Annotated in this window: 16 protein-coding genes and 4 pseudogenes; 11 read left to right on the top strand and 9 right to left on the bottom strand. The window is 71.5% G+C overall.

Going from position 1 to position 21,908, the window contains the following annotated elements:
* Window positions 1-99: 99 nt before the first annotated feature.
* A pseudogene (locus H3H54_RS15625) lies at window positions 100-787 on the bottom strand (DUF4194 domain-containing protein).
* A gap of 164 nt (window positions 788-951) precedes the next feature.
* Here H3H54_RS15625 and H3H54_RS15630 point away from each other — a divergent pair.
* Window positions 952-2,103 (top strand): hypothetical protein, encoded by a 1,152-nt coding sequence (locus H3H54_RS15630; protein ID WP_262424585.1) that lies wholly within the window; start codon window positions 952-954, stop codon window positions 2,101-2,103.
* A 150-nt stretch (window positions 2,104-2,253) separates the two neighbouring features.
* A pseudogene (locus tag H3H54_RS19165) lies at window positions 2,254-2,373 on the top strand (cysteine methyltransferase); the annotation flags it as partial.
* Window positions 2,374-2,623: 250 nt separating this feature from the next.
* Here the strand turns inward: H3H54_RS19165 and H3H54_RS15640 are convergent.
* Window positions 2,624-4,162 (bottom strand): DUF3375 domain-containing protein, encoded by a 1,539-nt coding sequence (locus tag H3H54_RS15640; RefSeq protein WP_262424586.1) that lies wholly within the window; start codon window positions 4,160-4,162, stop codon window positions 2,624-2,626.
* A 92-nt stretch (window positions 4,163-4,254) separates the two neighbouring features.
* On the opposite strand from H3H54_RS15640, the gene H3H54_RS15645 reads away from it, so the two are divergent.
* Together H3H54_RS15645 and H3H54_RS15650 are read left to right on the top strand one after the other, a co-directional pair.
* Complete coding sequence (locus tag H3H54_RS15645) at window positions 4,255-7,260, top strand: glycoside hydrolase family 2 TIM barrel-domain containing protein (protein WP_262424587.1); 3,006 nt, start codon at window positions 4,255-4,257, stop codon at window positions 7,258-7,260.
* A 410-nt stretch (window positions 7,261-7,670) separates the two neighbouring features.
* A complete protein-coding gene (locus H3H54_RS15650) occupies window positions 7,671-8,111 on the top strand; it encodes a hypothetical protein (protein ID WP_262424588.1) in 441 nt (146 codons plus the stop codon).
* A 76-nt stretch (window positions 8,112-8,187) separates the two neighbouring features.
* On the opposite strand, the gene H3H54_RS15655 is transcribed toward H3H54_RS15650, so the two are convergent.
* The 3 genes and pseudogenes from H3H54_RS15655 to tgt form a co-directional block, all read right to left on the bottom strand.
* Window positions 8,188-8,382, bottom strand: coding sequence for a hypothetical protein (locus H3H54_RS15655; protein ID WP_262424589.1), 195 nt, complete (start codon window positions 8,380-8,382; stop codon window positions 8,188-8,190).
* Window positions 8,383-8,396: 14 nt separating this feature from the next.
* Complete coding sequence (locus tag H3H54_RS15660) at window positions 8,397-9,440, bottom strand: PQQ-like beta-propeller repeat protein (RefSeq protein ID WP_262424590.1); 1,044 nt, start codon at window positions 9,438-9,440, stop codon at window positions 8,397-8,399.
* A gap of 394 nt (window positions 9,441-9,834) precedes the next feature.
* Window positions 9,835-11,205, bottom strand: a pseudogene (tgt, locus tag H3H54_RS15665) (tRNA guanosine(34) transglycosylase Tgt); the annotation flags it as partial.
* Between tgt and H3H54_RS15670 the strand changes: the two are divergent.
* Both H3H54_RS15670 and H3H54_RS15675 read left to right on the top strand, forming a co-directional pair.
* Window positions 11,204-11,929 (top strand): acyltransferase, encoded by a 726-nt coding sequence (locus H3H54_RS15670; RefSeq protein ID WP_262424591.1) that lies wholly within the window; start codon window positions 11,204-11,206, stop codon window positions 11,927-11,929. The pseudogene tgt and the gene H3H54_RS15670 overlap by 2 nt on opposite strands.
* 35 nt (window positions 11,930-11,964) lie before the next feature.
* A complete protein-coding gene (locus H3H54_RS15675) occupies window positions 11,965-13,578 on the top strand; it encodes an acyltransferase family protein (RefSeq protein WP_262424592.1) in 1,614 nt (537 codons plus the stop codon).
* A gap of 172 nt (window positions 13,579-13,750) precedes the next feature.
* Here the strand turns inward: H3H54_RS15675 and H3H54_RS15680 are convergent, their stop codons facing one another.
* The 3 genes from H3H54_RS15680 to H3H54_RS15690 are packed head-to-tail and all read right to left on the bottom strand — an operon-like array spanning window position 13,751 to window position 15,752.
* On the bottom strand, window positions 13,751-14,236 hold the full coding sequence (locus H3H54_RS15680; protein ID WP_262424593.1) for a DUF6541 family protein: 486 nt from the start codon (window positions 14,234-14,236) through the stop codon (window positions 13,751-13,753).
* Window positions 14,215-15,216 carry a DUF6541 family protein gene (locus H3H54_RS15685; RefSeq protein ID WP_262424594.1) on the bottom strand — a complete coding sequence of 334 codons (1,002 nt, stop codon included), beginning with the start codon at window positions 15,214-15,216 and terminating at the stop codon, window positions 14,215-14,217. Before H3H54_RS15685 ends, H3H54_RS15680 begins: the two co-directional genes overlap by 22 nt.
* Window positions 15,162-15,752, bottom strand: coding sequence for a DUF6541 family protein (locus tag H3H54_RS15690; protein WP_262424595.1), 591 nt, complete (start codon window positions 15,750-15,752; stop codon window positions 15,162-15,164). The genes H3H54_RS15685 and H3H54_RS15690 overlap by 55 nt, the downstream gene beginning before the upstream one ends.
* On the opposite strand from H3H54_RS15690, the gene H3H54_RS15695 reads away from it, so the two are divergent.
* The 5 genes and pseudogenes from H3H54_RS15695 to H3H54_RS15715 all read left to right on the top strand — a co-directional run bounded on the left by H3H54_RS15695 (window position 15,751) and on the right by H3H54_RS15715 (window position 20,256).
* Window positions 15,751-15,945, top strand: coding sequence for a hypothetical protein (locus tag H3H54_RS15695; protein WP_262424596.1), 195 nt, complete (start codon window positions 15,751-15,753; stop codon window positions 15,943-15,945). The two genes, H3H54_RS15690 and H3H54_RS15695, sit on opposite strands and share 2 nt — an antisense overlap.
* Before the next feature lie 118 nt (window positions 15,946-16,063).
* Window positions 16,064-17,382 (top strand): annotated as a pseudogene (locus H3H54_RS15700) (M18 family aminopeptidase).
* Between the two features lie 35 nt (window positions 17,383-17,417).
* On the top strand, window positions 17,418-18,554 hold the full coding sequence (locus tag H3H54_RS15705) for an acyltransferase (protein ID WP_262424597.1): 1,137 nt from the start codon (window positions 17,418-17,420) through the stop codon (window positions 18,552-18,554).
* Window positions 18,555-18,617: 63 nt separating this feature from the next.
* A complete protein-coding gene (locus tag H3H54_RS15710) occupies window positions 18,618-19,484 on the top strand; it encodes an SGNH hydrolase domain-containing protein (protein ID WP_262424598.1) in 867 nt (288 codons plus the stop codon).
* A 373-nt stretch (window positions 19,485-19,857) separates the two neighbouring features.
* The gene (locus H3H54_RS15715; RefSeq protein ID WP_262424599.1) at window positions 19,858-20,256 is read left to right on the top strand and encodes a hypothetical protein; all 399 of its coding nucleotides are present in this window, start codon (window positions 19,858-19,860) and stop codon (window positions 20,254-20,256) included.
* On the opposite strand, the gene H3H54_RS15720 is transcribed toward H3H54_RS15715, so the two are convergent.
* Window positions 20,177-21,739, bottom strand: coding sequence for a glutamyl-tRNA reductase (locus tag H3H54_RS15720; protein WP_262424600.1), 1,563 nt, complete (start codon window positions 21,737-21,739; stop codon window positions 20,177-20,179). The genes H3H54_RS15715 and H3H54_RS15720 overlap by 80 nt on opposite strands.
* Between the last annotated feature and the right edge of the window lie 169 nt (window positions 21,740-21,908).

Below are 21,908 nucleotides of genomic sequence, written 5' to 3' on the forward strand. Positions count from 1 at the left end.
GGGCGTCGATCGCAGGCTCGACGGCCGTATCGACACCGGGAAGCAGGTCAGCGCAGCGGATCAGCAGGACCGCTGCGACACGCCCGACCGACCGACGGGTCAGCCCTCGGTGTCGGCGTCGCCATTCGCAGAGTCCTGCGCAGGGTCGTCCTGCGGGTCCTCGAGACCGCTCACCCCGGCCTCGCGGTAGAGCGCGATGAATTCCCGTGCGGTGTCGGGGCCGATCATCAGTCGCAGCACCGGGGAGACCTCGAAGTCGTCGCCCTGCTCGTCCAGCAGTCCGGCGCGCTGGATCTTCGCGATCGAGGCGCGGACCTCCTTGGCGAAGCCGGCCTCGTCGGTCGAGGTGGTGCGCCGATAGGCGGCCAGCGCCTGCCAGCTCCGCCTCGGAGACCACGGTGCGCTGCCCCCGCGAGGACTGGGTCAGCAGCATCTGCCGCAGGACCAGCATCAGCACTGAGTCCAGGCGGTTCATGCCGGTCAGGCGGCGCAGCAGCTTGGGGGCGTCGGGGTCCTCCTCGCTCTGGCGCACGAAGGCGACCTGGGCGTCGTCATCGACGATCAGCTCGAGGAAGAGATCCGCGAGTCGGGCTTCGAGCGCGGCGCGGTCACGCAGCAGCTGCGCGTACCGGGCGCCGTCGCGGCGCCCGTCGAGGAAGGGGCCCTGCAGCAGATGCACGAGCACCCGCCGGGACTCGTCGACGAGGGCCGTGCCGGGGACGGACGGGGCATCGCCCTCGACGAGATCGGTGCCGGCAGGGTCGGTGCGGGACGCGGAAGTGCTCACGAGCCCTTACCTTACCGGCGGTCAGAAGCGCGAACGAGCCCGCTGCGGAGTGAACAGATGCCTCGAAATGACCCCACGGAGGCCACGAGTCTGATGCAATCGCCGTATACGGAGGAAGACCTTCATGCGTACCGTGTGGAGGAATCGACCGCTAGGAGCCGACCATGGAACTGTCCACACCCGTCCTCATCGGGATCGCCCTGCTGGTGCTCATCGTCCTCATCGTCCTGATCGTCCTGGGAGTGATGGCCTCGAAGCGCAAGAAGGCCCGGCAGCAGGAAGCGGACCGTCAGCGGGCCGCCGAGCTCCGCGACGAGGCGAAGCAGCAGGAGCAGGCCGTGCAGGAGCGCGACTTGAAGGCACGCGAGACCGAGCTCGAGGCCGACCGTGCCCGCCTGGACGCCGAACGGAAGGTCAAGCAGGCCGAGCAGGATCAGATCGTGGCCGAGCGTCGCCGCGCCGAAGCCCAGGAGCAGCGCGCTGTCGTGGACGAGGAGCGCAGCAGCGTGGACGAGCGGCTCGCCGAGGCGGACCGCCTCGATCCGGATGCCTCCGCACACGGCGCCCCCGGCCGTTCGGGTGATCACACGCCCGACGCGGGTGGCCGCCGGCGCGATGATGCCGGCGCTCGCGAGGCTCGGCACGACGGACGTCACAGCGACCACGGCGACCACGGCTCCGAGGGATCCCGTGACCGCGCGGGCGACCACGGGAACCGCGCCGACAACGACCGCACCGATCGCGACGGCACCGGTCATGACGGTCTCGGTCGCGATGGCGCCGGTGGTGACGACCTCGGTCGCGACCGCACGGGCCGCACCGGCGAGGAGAGCCACACCGGCCTGGATGGCCGTGCCGATCACCACGGCCCCGGCGCCGAGGGCGGCGACGATCTCGGCACGGGTCGCGGCCGTCGGGCCGCGCGGCCCGTGGACGGAGAGCCGCTGATCGGTGACGGCCCGGACCGCACCCCGGGCGCCTCGACGGAGGCCACGGGCGGGCCCGCCGGACAGCAGGGCGCCCCGCAGCAGGCCGACCCGTCGCTCGAGCAGCAGACACCGCCCGCTGAGCAGCAGTTCGGGAACCCGCCGGTGCACGAAGGCCGCCAGACCCCTCCGGCCGAGCAGCAGTTCGGCCGGCCGGAACAGACCGGGCATGAGCAGCCCCGCCACGGGCGGACCGGGCACGACCAGATCGGCGATGAGCAGATCGGGGACGACCAGATCCGCGACGAGCAGATCGGCGAGCACGAGGGCGAGCTGCCGCCGGAGACGCCGGAGTTCCGCGACCCGCAGGGCGGTTCGCACCGCGCCTGACTGAGCGGCACGACACCGAGAGCTCCCCTGGCGGGGACGCTCCGCGGTGAGGGCGGCGCGGGGACCTCAGGACGAGGCCCCCGCGCCGCCCCCTCTCGTGCCGACCGTGCCACACTGGCGGCCATGCCCACCGGCCCCTCCCGCACCCGCATGGACGACCTCACCGTCGAGCGGGTGCTGCGCGTGGTCGAGGCGATCCCGCCGGGGAAGGTCGCGGCGTACGGCGAGATCGGAGCGATCGTCGGCGTCGGCCCCCGCCTCGTGGGTCGCATCCTGCGCACCTGGGGGTCCGGCGTGCCGTGGTGGCGGGTCACCAGTGCCTCGGGCGATCACCCGCTGCTGGCGCGGGCGCTCCCCACTGGCAGGCGGAGGGCATCGTGGTGGCACCGCACGGCCGAGGCTGCCGGATGGCGGAGTTCGGCACCGATCTCGAGGCGCTCAGAGAGCACGCACAGCCCGCCCTCACGGAGCTCGACGAGGCCTGACAGCAGCTCAGGCGGCGGCGTCGGCGCCGCCGCCGTCACTCGACGGGGATGTCCTCCAGGAAGTAGAACGCAGGCACCTTCGCGGCGTAGTCGTTGCCGTCCAGCTCGCGCCAGCCAACGATCTCTGTGGAGCCCTCACGGGCCTGCGCGTGGCCGGTGGCCAGGAACATCAGACCGATCACGCTGGCCAGCCCCTGCTCGGCGGGCTTCTGGCGCAGGACGTCCCCGATCGAGGCCTGGCCGCTGCGGCCGCGCACCTCATTGACATCACCGGTCAGGCCCACGATGTCGATGTCGTTGGTGCGCACCAGGTCCGCGAGCACCTCGACGCTGAGCGCGGTGGCGTCGTGCACCTCGGCCTCGGCGGGCGCGCCCGGATCGGTGGGGTCCTTCAGACGGTGCTGGGCGACCGAGCCCATCAGCACGCGGGAGAGGTCCAGCTCGAGCGGGAACGGGGCACGGGTGGGGATCTCGTCCTTCTGTGCAAGGGCGAGCCCCTGCGCTTCCTGCAGCACCTCGAGCATCACACGATGCTGGCGGAAGTCCTGGGAGCGAACGAAGCGGGCCAGGGAGCGGTACAGCTCGGTCTTGACGTCCAGCACCTCCTGCGCCGGTTCGTAGAGGTCGCTGAAGACGTTGGCGAGCTTCTCGCGCTCATCCCGGTCCAGGGTGCGGGAGAAGTCCCGCTCGAGCAGCCGATCCACGAGCTCCTGCGTGGTGCGGGTCTGCGCCGGGTCGTTGAGCATCCGGAAGAAGGCGGTGAAGGTGCGGCCCACCGTCGACTGGCCCAGCAGGTCGTCGCCGGCCAGCAGCTGCTCGAGGATCTCGCCGCGGGAGCCATCCGGGGAGAGGATCTGCTCGCGCAGGCGCAGGTCCACGGCCCGCAGATCCTCCCGATACTGGAGGAAGTCGCCGGAGAGCTCGGCGGCGATCTGCAGGATGTCCCGCAGCCTGTCCACCGACACCTCGGGGCTGGGCAGCATCAGCTCGCCCTCGGCGAGGTCGCGGATCTCGGCCTCGATCCGTTCGCGCCGGCGCTGGAGGTCCGCCAGGCGCACGTCCCGGTCGGTCTCGGTCTCCTGGGCGAGGCGCTCGAACTGCTGGACCACCAGCTGCAGGCGGGACTCGGTGGTGGTGGGCCGGTGGTCCTCGAGGGAGGCGATGAACTGGATCGCGTCGATCGTCGCCGGGGACGGCTCGAAAGTGGTCTCGGTGCGCTGCGGGTCATCCCGGCGGGTGAGGTAACCCTCGCGCACCCAGCCGTCCACATATTCCGCCGCGGTGCGGCCGCTGCGAGCCTCCCCAGCGGGGTCGAGGTCCTCGGGCGCCTCATCGTCGTGGTCGTCGTGAAGCAGCTCCAGGTGCGCGCCGACGCGGGCGATCAGCTCGCTGCGGGGCAGCCGACGGTCGCCGGAGGGGAAGGTCGCCTGCAGGATGGCGAGGACCGCCGGAGCTTTCGTCGCGGCGAGCAGGCGCCAGGTGCTGGCCCGGCGCAGCTGCTCGTACGTCTCCTTGCGCGCGGACACGGCGTCGCTGTGGCGGTCGGTCCACCGGTTCGGCTCGGGCGTGGTCACGAGGGGAGAGTCTAGCGCGACCGGGTAGGCTGGTCCGTGAACGTTCACGAACCCGGTCGCGGACCGGCCTCGAGACCAGGAGAGCCTCACCGATGAGCACACCGACCCCACTGCCGCCCGTCGACCGCACCGACCGCTGGTGGAAGGAGCTCCCTGCCGGGCGGAACCGCCTGCGCGGCCGCGCTCATCTGCGCACCGACGCTCCCGCGCTGAACCTCGATGGGACCTGGGATTTCCGCTACGGCACCCGCGCCGACGGCAGCGATCTGGGCGAGCCCACCGAGATCGCAGTGCCCGGGCTGTGGCAGCTGCAGGGCCACGGCACCCCGCAATACACCAACGTGATCTACCCGATCCCACGAGACCTGCCGCATGTGCCGGACGAGAACCCCACCGGGCACTACTCGCGCACCGTGGCGGTCCCCGCCGACTGGGCCGGGCAGCTCGCCGCAGGTGCGCGTGTGCTGCTGCGCTTCCAGGGCGTGGACTCGGCGGCGAAGGTGTGGATCGACGGGGCCGAGATCGGCGTGACCGCCGGCTCCCGCCTCACCCAGGAGTTCGACGTCACCGAGGCGCTGGCCTCTCCCGGGGAGCACCGCGAGCATCTCCTTGAAGTGCGCGTGGTGCAGTGGTCGGTGAACACCTACGTCGAGGACCAGGACATGTGGTGGGCCTCGGGCATCTTCCGCAGCGTGGATCTGCTGCTGCGCCCTGTCGGCGGGCTCCATGACCTGGTCACCGTCGCGGATTTCGACCCGGAGACCGGCCAGGGCACCTTGAGCGCGACCGCCTTCGACGCGGACGGCGCCGAGATCGTGGCGCATCTCGAGATCCCCACGCTCGGCCATCGCGCTGCGACCGGGGTGGACCCCCTCGCCGTCGGCGAGGTGCGGCCGTGGTCCGCGGAGGACCCGCACCTGTACGACGCGACCGTGCGCACCGGGACGGAGACCGTCTCGCTGCGTCTGGGGTTCCGCCGTGTCGAGGTGGACGGCCAGATCTTCCGCGTCAACGGCGAGCGGATCGTGTTCCGGGGCGTGAACCGTCATGAGGCAGATCCGGTGGTGGGCCGTGCCCAGCAGCTGGAGAACCAGGACCTCGACGTGGCGCTGATGAAGCAGCACAACCTCAACGCCGTGCGCACCTCCCACTACCCGCCCCACCAGCGCTTCCTCGAGGTGTGCGATGAGGTCGGGCTGTATGTGATCTGCGAGGGCGACTTCGAGACCCACGGCTTCCACGCCGATTCCACCTGGGGCGAGGACGGCACCGGCGCGGCCGAGGGCCCGGCGCAGAACCCGCTGTTCGAGGAGTCGCTGGTCGAGCGTTCGGAGCGCTTCGTGCGCCGCGACCGCAACCATGCCTCGATCGTGATGTGGTCGATCGGCAACGAGGCCGCCTCCGGTCCTGTCACCGAGGCGATGGTCGCCGCCGTGCGCGAGACGGACCCCTCCCGCCCCGTGATCTATGAGCAGGACTACGCCGCGGAGTACGTGGACGTGTTCTCCCTGATGTACTCCACGGTCGAGGAGTCCGCGCAGATCGGCAGGCGCGAGCTGTCCCCCGAGTACCAGGACAAGCTCACCTCCATGCTGCGCGGCTTCGCTCTCGACGTGCCCGAGGGGCATTTCGCCAGCCCGCCGGCGCTGACGAAGCCGTTCCTGTGGATCGAGTACGCCCACGCGATGGGCAACGGCGCCGGCTCCCTGAAGGAGTACATGGAGCTGACCGAGCAGTACCCGGCGCTGCACGGCGGCTTCATCTGGGAGTGGATCGATCACGGCCTGGAGACCACCGACGCCGAGGGCAACCAGATCTACGGCTACGGCGGCGACTTCGGCGAACGCCTGCACGACGGGAACTTCGTGGCCGACGGGCTGCTGCTGCCCGACCGCACCCCCTCCCCCGCACTGCTGGACGCCAAGCATCACTACTCTCCCGTCGGCCTCGAGGTCACCCCCGGCAGTGTGCGGATCACCAACCGCTACGCATTCAGCGACCTGAGCCACCTGCGGGCCGAGGTGTCCGTGGACGCCCAGGCCTCCTGGCAGGAGCTCGCGCTGCCGCAGATCGCCCCGGGCGAGAGCGTCGAGGCGGCGCTGCCGGTGCATGAGGGCGCGACCACCACGGTGCGCCTCACCACCCGCGAGGCGCAGGGCCCGGTCCCGGCGGGTCACCTGATCGTCTCCGCGGATCACGTGGATGCAGAGCGCCTGCGCGCCGCGCTCACCCCGCCCGCGGGCGCACCGGCGACCCCGGTGCAGGGCGAGGACGGCTCCTGGAGCCTCGGCCCCGCCCGCTTCGACGACCTGGGCCGGCTGATCGGTCTGGGGACGCTCGAGCTCGAGAGCGCCGGGGTGGATCTGTACCGCGCCCCGGTGGACAACGAGCGCGCCCGCACCCGGGCCCCGCTCGAGGCCCGCTGGAAGCGGATCGGACTGGATCATGCCCGGCGCCGCCTCGTCGAGATCTCCACGGACCCTGTCGACCGGGCCGTGCTCGTCGTCCGCAGCCGGATCGGGCTGGACGGATCGGCGCTGGGCGCCGACGTCACCGAACGCTGGAGCGGCGACGCCGCGGGCGTTGACGTGGACGTGACGGTGACGCCTTCGGCCTTCTGGCCCGGAGATCTCCCGCTGCCGCGGATCGGCTGGACCTTCGCACTGCCGTCGGCCCCCGACCAGCTGGACTACGAGGGCTTCGGCCCGCACGAGTCCTACCCGGACACCGGTGGCGGCACCACCTTCGGCCGCTGGTCCTCGACGCTCGAGGAGTTCCAGGTGCCGTACGTGTTCCCGCAGGAGAACGGCAACCGTGCCGGAGTGGTGCGGGCTGCGCTCAGCGGCGGGGAAGGGCCGACGCTCGAGCTGTGGGCTCCGGACGGGATGGGCTTCGCCGCCCGGCCGTGGTCCACGGCGGAGCTCGATGCCCGCGCGCATGACGGTGCTCTGCGCGGCGATGGCCGCACCTGGGTGACCCTGTCCTCCGCTCTGCATGGTGTGGGCTCGGCGGCCTGCGGGCCGGAGCCGCTGCCGCAGTACGTGCTGGGCGCCCGTGAGGAGAGCTTCCGGTTCCGGCTGACCGCCGCGCGGTCCTGAGATCGCAATCTCGCCGTCACCTCGAACGCGACGGCGCCCTATACGCTGACTCGGGCGTCGTCGTGACGTCACGACGAGGCAGGACCGAGGGAGAAGCATGACTCAGGGGTACGGACCGGACCACGGACAGCAGGGGCAGTGGGGGCAGGGCGGGCAGAATCCGCCGCCGCCGGCACCCCAGTGGGGGCAACCGGGGCAGCCGTCCCCCACCCCGCAGCCGCAGTGGGGCCAGCCCTCCCCCCGCCCCGCAGCCCGGCTCCCCGTCCCAGCCGCAGTGGGGCCATGTCTCACCGGCGCCGGCACCGGGCGGCTACCCCGGAGCGTCCTACCCGGGCGCCGCAGGGGCCTCGAACAGCTTCGGCGCGCCCGGTGCCGGGGCGCCGTCCCGGCTCGCGAACCTCATCAAGTGGATGTTCTTCGCCGTGCTCGCGGTGGTCGCGGTCCGCCTGATCGGCAATGTGATCACCTTCGGCATCGGTTTCGCCGGTGGTGCCGCCGGGTCCACGGCCGTGCTCGGCATGGGCAGCCTCTTCGGCATCCTGGTCCTGCTCGTCAACGGCCTGGTGTCCCTCGCGGTCCTGATCCTCGCGGTGATGGTGATCCTCCAGGCCTCCGGGCGTGGCCGGACCGGTGCGATCGTCGTGATCGCCACCATGGTCCTCGCTGTCATCGCCTACTGGATCATCTACGGGATCTACCAGGTGATCATCTACAACGCGGTCGACTACAGCACCGTCGGCGTGATCTCCCTGGTGTACCTGGTCGCCGAGATCATCCGCTCCCTGATCGTGTTCGCCGCCCTGATCGTCGGCGCCATGATGTCGCGCCGCTGGGCCGCGCAGAACGCCTGAGCCGGCTTCCACACCCGGCTGACGCCCCGGACCTCGATGAGGCCCGGGGCGTCTCGCGTCCCTGAGCCTCGCGGGGTCAGCGCCCCAGCAGCAGGGTCTCGCCGCCCACGGTGACCAGGGCTCTGCCGCCGCCGACGGCATGCACCGCACCGACCTCCTCGGAGATGAGCATCTCGACGGTGACCTCACCGGTCATCGCGTCTATCACCCGCAGCCGCTGCGCCCCTCGCGGTTCCAGCGGCTCCTCCCGCACCACCGTGTCCAGCACCACCGCGGCACCGCTGCCTAGGGCGCCTCGCACCGCGGCGTCCGGGGAGGTGAGGGGAGGGTCCACAGGTTGGTGCCGTCGGCGGTGTCATAGGCGACGAGCTGTCCGCTGTCGTTGGTGACGACCATCGCGGCGCCGTCGATCCCGATCCGGGAGGTGAAGGCCGAGGCCTGTCGCACGCCCTCCCCGCCGGGTGCCGCCCAGTCCCCGCGCTGCCCGCTGGCGACGATCTCCCCGGGCACGTCGGTGCCCGCCTCGGTGCCGGTGGCGAGCACGGTGTCCCCGTCCAGGCGCACGGACCATTCCCCGGGCGGGGAGGGCGCGGACTCCCACAGCACCTCACCCTCCCGGAAGGCGGTGGCGGTGAGGGCGCCGTCCTCCGCGGAGCAGGCGGTGAGCACGAGCGGCGTCGCATGGAGCGGGTCCAGTGCGGTGGCCGTCGGCGCGGTGGTGGTGATGCGGCATTCCTCCTCGGGGGCGGCGAGGATGCGGCCGACGGGGAACCCGGTCGCGATGTCGAGCTGGACCCATCCCTGTGCGGGGTCGAAGCGCAGCGGGATCGAGGGCAGCACCCCGGTGGTGCGGACGGCGTCCAGCAGGCCGGGCGCCTGGCCGAGCCGTGCGGGCACCTCGGCCCCGGCCGGATCGGTGCCGCGGGTCTCCTCGGCGTCCAGCAGCGTCCAGAGCGGGTCCGCGGGGGCGGTGAGGTCGTGGCCGGAGAGCCGGCAGGTGCCGTCCTCGCAGTGGCGCAGCACGATGAGGTCCCCGTCGAGGGCGAGCGGGGTGCCGTCGAGGGTGAGGGAGGGCAGGCCGCCGTCGGCTCCGCCCGAGGCGGTGCGGTCCAGTGTGAGCACCTCGGTGGTGGTGGCCCTCGCGTGCACTGCTCGGGTGCCGTCGGCGGCGAGGGCGATCACGTCCTCGGGGGCGGCCTCGAGGTGGCGGGCCCCGAGCTCATCGAGCAGCTCCGCACCACCGCCCTCCCGGCGCACCAGCACCGGGGCTTCGGGTTCGGGCAGTGAGTGCACGGTATCGCCGTCGCCGAGCGCGTCGATGGTCGTCATAGCCTGCTCCGCGAGCGGCGCGATGCGGGTGGCGAGCAGGGCGGGGAGGGTGAGTGCGAGTGCGAGCGCTGCGGCGGTGACGAGGGCGATCACGGTGCGTGGGCGCGGGCGCAGCCGGGAGCCGAGGAGGGCGAGCAGTGCCGTGCCGAGGCCCGCACCTGCGAGCAGGCCGGTGGCCAGGCGCAGCGCACCGAGCAGGAAGTGTTCCGCGAGCAGCGCGCAGATCCCGGCGAGGGCCAGCATCGCCACGGCCGCACCGAGCGCGGTGGTGGTGTCCGGGCCGGGCAGGTCCGGCGCCTGCGTGCTCCCCTCCGGCACGTCGGCGGTGCTCCCCTCCGGCACGTCGGCGGTCTCGGGCCGCGGCGCCCAGGGAGAGTGGTCGCTCACCGGGGGAGCCGTAGTAGGCGCCGGTGGTCTCCTCCCGCAGGGCGTCGAAGTCACCGGTGAGCAGGGACTCGCGGATCTGATCCACCAGGCGCACCACGAAGCGCTCGTTGTGGATCGTGCACAGGGTCGAGGAGAGCATCTCCTTGGCGCGGAACAGGTGGTGGACGTACGCGGCGGTGTAGTGCGTGCAGGTGTAGCAGTCGCAGCCCTCGTCGATCGGAGCGAACTGGCGGCGGTACTTCGCACCGGTGAGGTTCACCCGGCCGGTGCGGGTGTAGACGGCGCTGTTGCGGGCCACCCGGGACGGGGAGACGCAGTCGAAGGTGTCCGCCCCCGCCGCGATCGCGACGAACAGGTCATCGACCTCGCTGATGCCCAGCAGATGCCGGGGCTTCTCCTCGGGCAGCTCCTCGGTGACCCAGCCGACGATCGTGCCGAGGTTCTCCTTCTCGAGCGCCCCGCCGATGCCGAAGCCGTCGAAGGACCACCCCTCGACATCCATCGTGCCCAGGTCGCGGGCCGCCTGGCGGCGGAGGTCCTCGTACTGGGCGCCCTGGATGACGCCCCACAGCTGCTGGTAGGGGCGATGGGTGCGCTCTTCGGTGAGGCGTGCATGCTCGGCCAGGCAGCGGATCGCCCACAGCCGGGTGCGCTCGAGCGCCTGCTCCTGGTAGCCGCGGGAGTTCATCAGGGTGGTCAGCTCGTCGAAGGCGAACATGATGTCCGCGCCGAGCCCGTGCTGGATCTGCATCGAGATCTCGGGCGTGAAGCGGTGCACGTCCCCGTTGATGAACGAGCGGAAGGTGACGCCGTCGTCGTCGACGTGGGCGAGGCGGTCCTTGCCCTCGGCGACCGCATCGTCCTCACCGGTCGCGGTGCGGGCCTTCTCCCCGCCGGAGAACTCGCTCGAGAGCACCTTCTTGAAGCCCGCGCCCAGGCTCATCACCTGGAAGCCGCCGGAGTCGGTGTAGGTGGGGCCGGGCCAGTTCATGAAGGCACCCAGCCCTCCGGCCTCGTCGATCAGGTCGTGGCCGGGCTGGAGGTAGAGATGGTAGGCGTTGGCCAGCAGCGCCTGCGCCCCCAGGTCGCTCATCGACTCCGGAAGCACAGCTTTGACGGTCGCTTTGGTCCCGACGGGGATGAAGGCCGGTGTGGCGATCTCGCCGTGCGGGGTGGTGAGCGTCCCGGCACGGGCCCTGTCCCCATGGCGGGCGGTGATCTCGAAGCCCCCGTCGGCCGGGGACGGGGCGGCGGTGGGGTCGGCACTCTGAGCGGTCACCGCCTCATGATCCCATGGCGGTCCCGCAGCCGCCGCAGCCACGGGATCCACTAGGATCCACCGCAGCGCGGGGGCATCGGAACCAGACCGCCCGCACATGCCGTCGACGTCGGCGCAGCGGAAGGGGATCACGATCAGCTCGCCCAGTGATCCTGCCCGCCCGCGCGACGAAGAGCAGCGCACCCGCCCGCTCGGCGAGCCGGAGCCTGACCGGCAGGCACCCGAGGCCGCCGCTGACATCAGCGCCTGGGAGCAGCCCGGCGAGCCCCTCGCGGACGAGCTCGCGGACTGGACCCAGGAGCCGGAGCCTGCCCCGTCGCCCTCCCTCCCCCGCTCCGACCTCGCGGCCTGGACGGCGGGCCCCCTGCCCTCCCAGACCTCGTCCCTCGGCGACTGGCTGCAGGGACCGATCGAGCTCCACGCCGAGCGGGAGGCGGAGGACGCCTGGTCCACGAGCGGCGCGGTCTCCGGGACCTGGCGACCTCGCGGCGAGGCGACCCGATCCCGCAGCACCGTGCCCTCCCCCACCGACGGCACCGCCGCCGGGCAGGGACCCGCAGTCGTCGAGCCCGCCGCCTCCCGCCCGGCGTTCCGTGGCGAGCTGCACGGGCTGCGCGCGGTCGCGCTGGGCCTGGTCGCGATCTATCACATCTGGCTCGGCCGGGTCTCCGGCGGCGTGGATGTGTTCCTGTTCCTGTCCGCGTTCTTCCTCACCGGCACCTTCGTGCGCCGGTTGGAGAGCGGCCGACCGCTCGGGGTGCCCCGCTACTGGCTGCACACCTTCAAGCGGCTCCTGCCCCCGCGGCCATCACGATCCTGCTGAGCCTGGCCGCGACCGCCGCCCTCCTCCCCGCCTCGATGTGGCAGACCGTCATGCAGGAGGCAGTGGCCTCGGCGGCCTACGTCCAGAACCTGCTGCTGGTCGTGCTGCAGGTCGACTACCACGCACGTGATGCCGGCGCCGCCTCCCCGCTGCAGCATTTCTGGTCCCTCAGCGTGCAGGGGCAGGCTTTCGTGGTCTGGCCGTTGCTGTTCCTGCTGGTGGTACGGCGAGCGCGGGCCGGCAAGCCCGTGCGCCGCCCTCTGATCGCGATCATCGCGCTGATCGGTGCGGCGTCCCTGACCTGGTCGATCATCTCCACCCAGAGCCAGCAGGAGATCGCCTACTTCGACACCGCGGCCCGCCTATGGGAGTTCGCCGCCGGGTCCCTGCTCGCGCTCGCCCTGCCGCTGCTGGACCGTCTCACCGGCGCTCGCCGGCCGGAGGACGGGCAGGCGCCCTCCCATCGCACCCTGAGGGCGCTGACCGGGTGGGCGGGCATCGCCGCTCTGCTGGCATGTGGAGTGGTCCTGGACGTCTCGTCGATGTTCCCGGGCTGGATCGCGCTGTGGCCGCTCGCGGCCGCCGGCGCCGTGGTGGTCGCCGGGCATTCCGGTCGACGCTGGGGCGTGGATGCGCTGCTGTCCACGCGGCCCGCGGCCTTCGTCGGCGACATCTCCTACGCCCTCTACCTCGTGCACTGGCCGATCCTGGTGATCTGGCTCCACCACAGCGGCCAGGAGCGTGCCGGGCTGCTGGACGGGCTGGTGGTGCTGAGCGGTTCCGTGCTGCTGGCCTGGCTGGTGACCCGCGCGGTGGACGCCCCGGTGCGCCGCTCCCGCTGGCTCGAGGCACGGCCCTGGCGGGCGCTGACCGCGATCGCGCTGAGCTTCGCGCTGGTCGCCGGTGCAGCGGGCGGGTGGTGGGCCTTCCTGCACCGTGAGCAGCCCCAGCCGCCGGTGGCCGACGGGCCGAGCATCGCGACCGACGAGGTCGCCACCATCGCCCCACCGGACGTGCGCCCCTACGGCTGGCAGCTCGGTGCGCAGTGGCCTGACCTGCCCGAGCGCTGCGGCGGCGAATGGGTGCCCGAGAGCGGCTTCCGCCACGTCAACTGCCAGCAGCTGCTGCCCGACGACGCCGACGCTGCGAAGACCCTCGTGGTGGTGGGCAGCTCGCACTCGCGCCAGTACATCCCCGCGCTCATCCCCTGGGCCGAACAGCGTGGGGCGCAGATCGTGAACCTCTCGATGGATGGCTGCGAGTTCCAGATCCGTGAGGAGCAGACGGCGTACTGCGATGGCTACGACGCCTACGTGCTCAGCTATCTGAACCAGGTGCAGGCCGACATCGTGCTCACGACGGCCACGCGCACCGCCCCCGACTCCCCGGAGGAGGTCATCCCCGACGGCACCGAGGAGGCCGTCCAGGCGCTCTTGGATCGGGGCATCCACATCCTCGCCACCCGGGACACGCCTCGCTGGGAAACCGACCAGTACCTGTGCGCCGAAGCGGTGATCGACACCGGGGCAGCCCAGCGGACGCCGACGCGAGCTGCGGAGCGGACATCGAGGACAAGCACGCCGTCGCGAATCCGGCCGCCCCGCTCGCCGCGCTCGATCCGTCAGCCGGTGGCGGAGAAGGCAGCGTGACGGTGATCGACCTGAGCGATCGGATCTGTCCGGATGGCCGGTGTTCCCCGTGCTCGGCGACACCTTCGTCTATATGGACAACGACCATCTGACCCGAGTGTTCGTCGAGGAGAGTCTCACCGCACCGATGTCCGAGGAGCTGAACAGCACCTCGATCTGAGGCGAGGCCCGCTCAGCAGAAGTCGATGCGGTACAGGCCTACATCGCCCTCTACGACGACAGGGTCCATCAGGCCCGACCGCACAGCCTCCTCGAGGGGCGCGAAGACATCGTCCTGGGCTCCGCCCATGCCGGCGGAATCCACGAAGTCGAGGTACCAGTAGGCGCCGGTCTCGGCAACCGCACGGCACACCTCGTCACGCTGCGCCGGGTCGTCGATCCCTGCGACGATCGGCGCATACGGGCTGTCGACCATCGTCGAGACGTGCCGAGAGCTGACCTCCCGATCGACCATCGAGTAGGCGAGCGCTCCTCCGCCCCAAGGGTTCGCCAGGATCACGTCGTCTTCGGGGACGTGTTGCGCCACCTGCTCGAGGACGGAATATTCGTCCTCGGTCAGGAGTATGGAGTGCTCGTGGACCTCGTAGTCCCGGGACACCGGGCCCCATGCGTCCCGTGCGGGGCGGCTGCCGCTGGTCAGCAGCAACGCACCGAGCATCCCGACGGCGACCGCCCCCGCGCCCATCCCGGAGGGACCCGCGGCACGATGCGGCCGATCAGCTGCTCCATCCGATCGGCGATCGCGGCGGCACCGTGCCCGGCGAGGAGCGCAGCGGGCGTGGCCGTCATCGCCGCCAGTCTGAACGCATCGTTGTACCAAGGCCCGACGAGCACCGTCCGGACCAACGAGAAGTCCCAGGAGACGGCGACCACCCACAGCATGCCGGAGAAGAGCCAGGCGACGACCAGCCAGCGGCTCCCCGGCCTGCGCCACGCCGACCATGCCCCGATCCAGGTCAGGAGGGCGAACCCCCATAGCACCGAGCCGCTCCCGAGCGCGGAGGTGAGGAAGTCGCCGACTGCGTGGGCTTCCTGGAGGGTGGGGCCCCAGGTCTCTCCATAGCCGAGCACGCCGCGCTCCCACCACCTCTCGCGGGGCGGGCGCGCAAAGATCCACAACCCAGCCACGGCGGGCATCGAGAGCCCGAGCAGAATCACCACCGCGCGGGGCCGGCCCAACGGCCTCCTGAGATAGGGCCGGAGAGAGCCGATGAGGAACGGGAGCAGGATGGCTGCGGCGGAGACGAGCGCGCTGGGCTGCGCGAGGGCCAATGCGGATGCACCGATCACCGCCTGGACGACGAGGCTCGTGATCTCCCGACGCTGCCGCCTCTCGACCGCACGGATCAGCTCGATGATGATGGCGACGACAGCGGGGACCAGGGCGAGCGCGAGCATCATCGGGTAGAGGACGCCCCAGGTCAGCATGGTGCTGGGGAACGCGACAGCTGACGCGGCCGCGGCGACGCCCGCCCCGACGACGTAGAAGGACCCCTTGGTCAACCGCTGGGACCCGCCACTCGACCGCTGGGACCAGGCCAGCGCGAGCAGCGACAGCGGCCATCCCAGCGCGGCGACGACGATCACCGTGGCGTTCGCGCTCGCGACGATCGGCAGATCCGACAGCGTATGGACCATCGCGTGCACGTCGTGCCACGCGGCGGGGTACAAGGATGGGGCGCCCCCGGGCTGACTGACGCACCGACTGTCAGCGTGGACCCGTTCCCGGTATCGAGGATGTACTCGACGGTGTTGAGGTGGAAGATGACGTCGCTGAGCTGTGCCAGGGCATCGGGAACGATGATCCCCTGTTTCACTCGGAGGAAAATCCCGAGGAACGCGACACCAACGGCCCCTGCGGCCAGCAGGTACTCGCCCGTGCGTGACTGCGCGCCCCTGTCAGATCTCTCACGGCGTCCTCCGACGAGGCGGAGAAGTCCCCACGCCGCCACGACGAACACCACACAGCCGGCACTGATCGACAGCGGTGTGAAAGGCACGGAGAGCATCGGCCCGACGACTGCTGCGACACCGATCATCGCCACGGAGAACACGGGGGCGCGAGAGATAAGCGCAACACCCCGCAACCCGAGCCCAGCGCCCATGGCGATACCCGGGATCGTGACGACCAAGAGGCCGACCAGGAGCGCCGGCACGATCTCAATCCAGTACATGTCTTCCAGGCTCCACTTCGTGATCCGACGCGCTGTCGCGCACTGCCCCCAGGGAGCCACCGGCAGGCTATCGCCGTACAGATCCGCACACTACTTGCCCTCGCCGCCGGAGCATGCCGTGCCCGCCGTCACCCGCACCCGCACCCGCACCCGCACCCGCACCCGCGCGAATCTTCCCGGGCATGCCTCCTGAAACGCGCTCGACTTTCGCGTGAACTCCGAGGGCGAAGGGGGTTCAGATGATTCCACAACTGCACAATGCGCCACTGTCGCACAAACCTCTGCCGCGGCACCGATGGTTCAATGATCGGGTGACTCCCTTCTCCGCCTCCGCCCCCTCGCCCCGCGCCCGCGCCGCCGCGCTCGATCTCGGCGCCTTCGTCACCGCCGCCCCGTCGAGCTTCCACGCCGCCCGCGAGGCAGCCCGGCGACTCGAGGCGGCCGGCTTCACCGAGCTCCACGAGACCACCTCCTGGGGCTCGGCCGACGCCGCCGGGAACCGCTACGTGCTGCGTGATGGCTCGATCATCGCCTGGTCGGCGCCCGAGGGCGCGGACGCAGCCAGCCCCTTCCGGATCGTCGGCTCCCACACCGACTCCCCCGCCCTGAAGCTCAAGCCCAACCCACAGCTCGGCGCCGAGGGCCTCGCCCAGGTCGGTATCGAGATCTACGGCGGACCGCTGCTGAACTCCTGGCTGGACCGCGAGCTGCGGATGGCCGGCCGGCTCGCACTGACCGACGGCAGCACCGTGCTGGTGGACACCCCGGCCTGCTGCGCGTCCCGCAGCTCGCGGTGCACCTGGACCGAGCGGTGAACAAGGACGGCGTGCAGCTGGATCCGCAGCGTCACATGCAGCCGATCCTCGGCTTCGCCCCCTCCGACGTGCTGGAGATCCTCGCCCATCACGCCGGCGTGGCCCGCCGCGACATCGTGGGCCTGGACGTGGTCACCGTCGATGCCCAGGCACCCGCGCTGTTCGGCGCCGACGAGGAGTTCCTCGCCTCGGCCCGGCTGGACAACCTCAGCTCCGTGCACGCCGAGGTGGAGGCCCTGATCACGGTCGCTCGCGGTGCCCGCGCCGAGACGCCGGATGGTCCCGCGCCGATCGCGGTGATGGTCGCGAACGACCACGAGGAGGTGGGCTCCGCGACCCGTTCCGGTGCTGCCGGCCCCTTCCTCGAGGACGTGCTGGTGCGGGTGCACTCCGCCCTCGGCGGTGATGAGTCGAGCCGCAGGCAGGTGCTGGCCTCCTCGATGGTGCTCTCCGCCGATGCCGGCCACGCCGCCCATCCGAACTACCCCGAGCGTCATGATCCGGTGACCCGGCCGCGCCTGGGCGAGGGACCGATGCTGAAGATCAACGCCCAGCAGCGGTATGCGACCGATGCCGTGGGCATCGCCGCCTTCGTCGCTGCCTGCGAGCGCGCCGGGGTGCCGCATCAGCACTTCGTCTCGAACAATGCGATGCCCTGCGGTTCGACGATCGGTCCGATCACCGCGACCCGGCTGGGGATGACCACGATCGATGTGGGCATCACGCTGCTGTCCATGCATTCAGCCCGCGAGATGTGCGCGACCGCCGATCCGCTGCTGCTCCAGCAGGCCTGCACCTCCTTCCTGCGCGGCTGAGCATCCTGTCCATGCCGACGTCACCCACTACCCCCTTGCCCTCCACCGCACCCGCGGCCGGCAGCCGCGCGGGCCGCTTCCGTCCGGAGCTGAACGGCCTGCGCGGCCTCGCGATCGGCTTGGTGGTGCTCTACCACGTGTTCTTCGACCGGGTCTCCGGCGGAGTGGACGTGTTCCTGTTCATCTCGGCCTTCTTCCTCACCGGCAGCTTCGTGCGCCGGATGGAGGATGGGCGCCCGATGGCCCCGATCGCGTACTGGGCCCGGACCTTCAAACGCCTGCTCCCGCCTGCGGCGCTGGTGATCCTGACGACCCTCGCCGGGGTGCGGCTGTTCCTGCCCGCCAGCACCTGGAAGCCGGCCATCGACGATGCGATCGCTTCTCTGCTGCAGGTGGAGAACTGGCTGCTGATCCACCGCGACACCGACTACGAGGCGGCGGCGACCGCCGCCACCTCCCCGCTCCAGCACTTCTGGTCGCTGTCCATCCAGGGCCAGGTCTTCCTGCTGTGGCCGCTGCTGTTCGCCGTGTGCGCTCTGCTCTCGCGACGGTTCGCTCTCGCGCCGCGCCGAGTGGTGCTGGTGGTGTTCGGGGCGATCGCCGTCGCGTCCTTCGCCTGGTCGGTGGCCTCCACCGCCGCCCAGCAGCCGATCGCCTACTTCGACACCAGCACCCGGATGTGGGAGTTCGCTGCCGGTTCGCTGCTGGCGCTGTGGCCAGCCGCGAACCCGGGCACCGCCGCGAACGGCCGCTCCCGCCGGGTGCGGGCATCGCTCGGCTGGGTGGGGCTGGCGGCGCTGATCTCCACCGGAGCGCTGATCGACGGCCGGTCGATGTTCCCGGGCTGGATCGCACTGATCCCGCTGCTCGGCGCGACCGGTGTGTTCCTCGCCGGCACCTCCGGCTCGCGATTCGGTGCCGACCGCCTGCTCTCCTCGCGACCGTTCGCCTTCCTCGGCGACGTGAGCTATGGCCTCTATCTGGTCCATTGGCCGGTCCTCACGATCGTGGTGCTGTCCACCGGCCGCGAGCGCGCCGGCCTGCTGCTCGGCAGCTCGATCATCGCTGTCAGCCTGGTGCTCGCCTGGCTGCTGACACTCCTGGTGGACTCCCCGTCCGGCGCTGGCGCTGGGCGAACTCGCGGCCGTGGCGGGCCGGAGCGGTCGTGCTGACGGTGCTGGTGGTGGGGCTCACGCCCAGCATCGGTGCGCAGACGCTGCTGCAGCGGGCGGCTGATGAGGCCGAACTCCGCGCCTACGCGGACAATCCCGAGCGCGGGCCCTGGACCCCGCGTATGCCCCGCATCCGGACGCAGATTCGGATGCCCCGCCCCTGCCCTCGGCCGCCACCCTCCAGCAGGACTGGTCCCAGCTGGAGCTGGCCTGCGAGGGCGAGCTGGCGCCACAGGAGGCGGAGGTGCAGGAGAGGTGCCGGATGACCGAGGCACCGCAGGATGCTCCGGTGATCGTCGCGGTCGGGAACTCCCGCCTCGGGCAGTCAGCGCTGTCGCTTGCCGGGCCGGCTCGAGAGAACGGCTGGCGCCTGGTGATCCTGTGGTCACCGAGCTGCGTCTTCACCCCGGGATCGAGAGCTATAGGGGTCCCGAGTGCGATGCGCACAATCTGGCGGTCATGGACTACCTGCTCGAGCTGCAGCCGGAGGCGGTGGCACTCGCCACCAGCCAGCTCCCCAGCGAAGGTCCCGAACGGATCGGGCGGGTCACCGAGCAGACGATGCCGGAGATCATGGACAAGGGCATCGACGTCATCGCCCTGCGCGACACCCCACGGATCGTCGAGGACCCCGTCGCCTGTCTCGAAGCCGGTGATGGCAGCGGGGAGGCCTGTACCCAGGAGCTCTCTCGCGAGCTGATGCCCGAGCCGCGCACGGATGCTGAGGTGCTCGCGGAGCTTGCCGGGCGTGGCGGCGCCGAGATCTTCCCGGTGGACCTGCTGCCGGTGATCTGCCCGGAGGACTCCTGCCCGCCGCTCATCGGGAACATCCATGTCATGTTCGACGAGGACCATCTGACCGCCACCTATGCGGAGAGCACGGGTCCCGAGGTCGAGCGTCAGCTCGCGGAGGCGGGCTTCGATTGGTGAACGGAGGGGCTCATCCCTCCGCAGCGCCCTCCGCGGCGCGCATCCCGATCGCGCGCACTGCCTCGACGGCGGCCCGCGCCCGGGCGACGGACTCGTGGTCGGGGCCGTGGTGGCGCTGGGCGTCCTTGAGCAGCTCCTCGACCTGGTAGTACGCGTCATCGAGGTGCCCGGCCTCGGCGGTGGCCTCGGCGAGCTCGGAGCGCAGCTCGATCGCCTCGGGGTGAGGGACTCGCCGTGCTCGAGCAGGTCGAGCAGGCGGCGGGTGGCGTCGTGGATGCGCTGCTGCGGGGTGCTCATCGGGGGTCCTCCTGGGGTCGGGTCGGTGCCCTCAGATCCTACGCGGGAGCGGTCCGCGCAGTACTCTGAGCAGGCCATGGAGATCAATCCCTACGAGTCGCGTCTGCGCATGCTGCAGCAGATCGACGGGGTCCAGATGCAGCGCGAGGCGGCTCCCGACGAGGAGACCGCCGGATGCCCGGGCTGTCCGTACTTCTGGACCTGTCCGGTGCCGCACCGGGGTGAGGAGGTCCGCGCTCCGGAGGAGATCGAGCTCGCGGAGGTGCGGGAGGTGCTCGGGCCGCGCCGTGAGTACAGCCCGCGCGATGAGTCCGACGTCGGCTGGACCGATGTGTGGATCGACGAAGACGGGCTGCGGATCGACCCGGAGGAGCTCGGCGAGCGCCCCGCGAGTGTCATCGACGAGGTGCCGGAGGACTCCGGTGCGGCTCCGGAGCCGCGCCCCTGGCGCCGGCTGTTCCGACGCCGGCGGTGATCAGCTCGTCGCTGAGCGACCCGGAGGGACCGAACCCGGCGGGGCACTGCCCGCCGCGCAGCGCCATGCGGGCGATGTCGGAGGCGGAGAGGCTCGCCATAGCGACCTCCTCGACCGGCGCGGCGGGAGCCCCGAGATCCGGCGAGCGCGGCGGCACGGTGCGATCCGCGCGCATCCAGCCGACGGGGGCAGGCTCGCCCTCGACTCCCGCCTCGGCAGGGTCGGTGCGCCCCTGACCGGCGGAGATGTCGATTCCGAAGATGGTGTGGAACGCCTCGACGTAGGCGTCGGCGTAACCGGTCTCGGCGAGGTGCCGTGCCCGTTCGGCGGGCTGGTGCATGGCCTTGGCGAGGATCCGCCGCACGGCGCGTTCGAGCTGGTCCGCGGTCTCGCCGGAGACGTCGCGACGCAGCCGGTCGATCTCCCCGTCGGCCGCTTCGAAGACCTCGCGACGCAGGGCGGCCATCGCGGGGTCGATCCGGCGCACCTCCTGCTGGACGCGGAAGGCCTCGACGTTCTCGGCGACGATCCCTCGGGCTGTGACCAGGGCGGGATCGTCCTGCGCGTCGGTGCCGAGCTTGAGGTCCGCGAGGCCCAGCACGGTGATGCCCTTGAGGTGACGCACCAGCGGGTGCAGGTCGGAGTGCAGGGCGAGGTCGAGCACGAGGGTGCTGCCGGCGCCCAGGAACAGCTCGGGGAACAGGGAGGTGCCGCGCCCGGAGCAGGCGAGCACCAGATCTGCCTCGCGGATCGCGGCCTCGAGGCCGTCCTCCTCGACGGTGTCCACGCCGTGGCGCTCGGCGAAGCCCGCAGCGCGGCCCGAGGGCGAGAACACGCGCACGTCCGGAGCACCGCGGCGCATCAGCTCGGCGAGGCCCAGCCGGGCGTAGGCGCCGGTGCCGACGATCAGCACCCGGCGGCCCGCGAAGCCGCCCAGGGCGACCTCGGCCCGGTCCACCGCGACCGCGGCGCCGCTGCGCCCGGCAGCACCCACCGGCGCCTGCGTGGCGACGGATTTGGCGCAGCGGAAGCCGTGCTGGAAGAGGTCGTGGAGCATCGAGGTGGTGCGGCCGTCGCGGCGGGCGGCCTCAAAGGACTGGCGCACCTGTCCGGCGATCTCCGCCTCGCCGAGGACGAGGGAGCGCAGTCCGGAGGTGACCTCGTAGAGGTGCTGGGGGACGGGCGAGTCCATCGCCGCGTCGAAGCAGAGGGAGACCACCTCGCGGTCCAGGCCGCTGGTGCGGGCGACGGCGTCGAGCACCAGGTCCACGCCCTCGTGGAAGCGGTCGGTGTCGAGATAGACCTCGAGCCGGTTGCAGGTGCTGATCACGACTTCGCCGGCGATCACCGGTGCGGCGCCGGCGGCCACGCGCTCGCCCTGGAGCTCCTCGATCACCGCCGGGAGGGTGTCCGCTCCGCGGGTCAGCGCATCGAGCACCTCGAGGTCGAGGTGCTCGTGGGAGGCACGGAGAGCGGCGAGCATGGGTGCCAGTGTAGGCATGTCCTCCGCGCCGCCGCCGAGCCTGGGAACGCTGTCCGGGAACCTGTGCACAATAGGGGTGTCATGTCACAGAACCCCATGTCAGAGCCCCTTTTTGGCGACAGTGCGTCAGATCGATCGCGACACCTGTCAGAACCCGGGAACGCCGCAG

This window comes from Brachybacterium sp. Z12 (assembly GCF_014400405.1).
Lineage (GTDB): Bacteria > Actinomycetota > Actinomycetes > Actinomycetales > Dermabacteraceae > Brachybacterium.

What these genes read in the sequence shown, in the direction of transcription:
- H3H54_RS15630 (WP_262424585.1), top strand. Translation starts at nt 952, where the DNA reads ATGGAACTGTCCACACCCGTCCTCATCGGGATCGCCCTGCTGGTGCTC.
- H3H54_RS15645 (WP_262424587.1), top strand. Translation starts at nt 4,255, where the DNA reads ATGAGCACACCGACCCCACTGCCGCCCGTCGACCGCACCGACCGCTGG.
- H3H54_RS15650 (WP_262424588.1), top strand. Translation starts at nt 7,671, where the DNA reads ATGTTCTTCGCCGTGCTCGCGGTGGTCGCGGTCCGCCTGATCGGCAAT.
- H3H54_RS15660 (WP_262424590.1), bottom strand. Translation starts at nt 9,440, where the DNA reads ATGACGACCATCGACGCGCTCGGCGACGGCGATACCGTGCACTCACTG.
- H3H54_RS15670 (WP_262424591.1), top strand. Translation starts at nt 11,204, where the DNA reads ATGCCGTCGACGTCGGCGCAGCGGAAGGGGATCACGATCAGCTCGCCC.
- H3H54_RS15675 (WP_262424592.1), top strand. Translation starts at nt 11,965, where the DNA reads ATGTGGCAGACCGTCATGCAGGAGGCAGTGGCCTCGGCGGCCTACGTC.
- H3H54_RS15680 (WP_262424593.1), bottom strand. Translation starts at nt 14,236, where the DNA reads ATGCTCGGTGCGTTGCTGCTGACCAGCGGCAGCCGCCCCGCACGGGAC.
- H3H54_RS15685 (WP_262424594.1), bottom strand. Translation starts at nt 15,216, where the DNA reads ATGGTCCATACGCTGTCGGATCTGCCGATCGTCGCGAGCGCGAACGCC.
- H3H54_RS15695 (WP_262424596.1), top strand. Translation starts at nt 15,751, where the DNA reads ATGTCTTCCAGGCTCCACTTCGTGATCCGACGCGCTGTCGCGCACTGC.
- H3H54_RS15690 (WP_262424595.1), bottom strand. Translation starts at nt 15,752, where the DNA reads ATGTACTGGATTGAGATCGTGCCGGCGCTCCTGGTCGGCCTCTTGGTC.
- H3H54_RS15710 (WP_262424598.1), top strand. Translation starts at nt 18,618, where the DNA reads ATGAGGCCGAACTCCGCGCCTACGCGGACAATCCCGAGCGCGGGCCCT.
- H3H54_RS15715 (WP_262424599.1), top strand. Translation starts at nt 19,858, where the DNA reads ATGGAGATCAATCCCTACGAGTCGCGTCTGCGCATGCTGCAGCAGATC.
- H3H54_RS15720 (WP_262424600.1), bottom strand. Translation starts at nt 21,739, where the DNA reads ATGCTCGCCGCTCTCCGTGCCTCCCACGAGCACCTCGACCTCGAGGTG.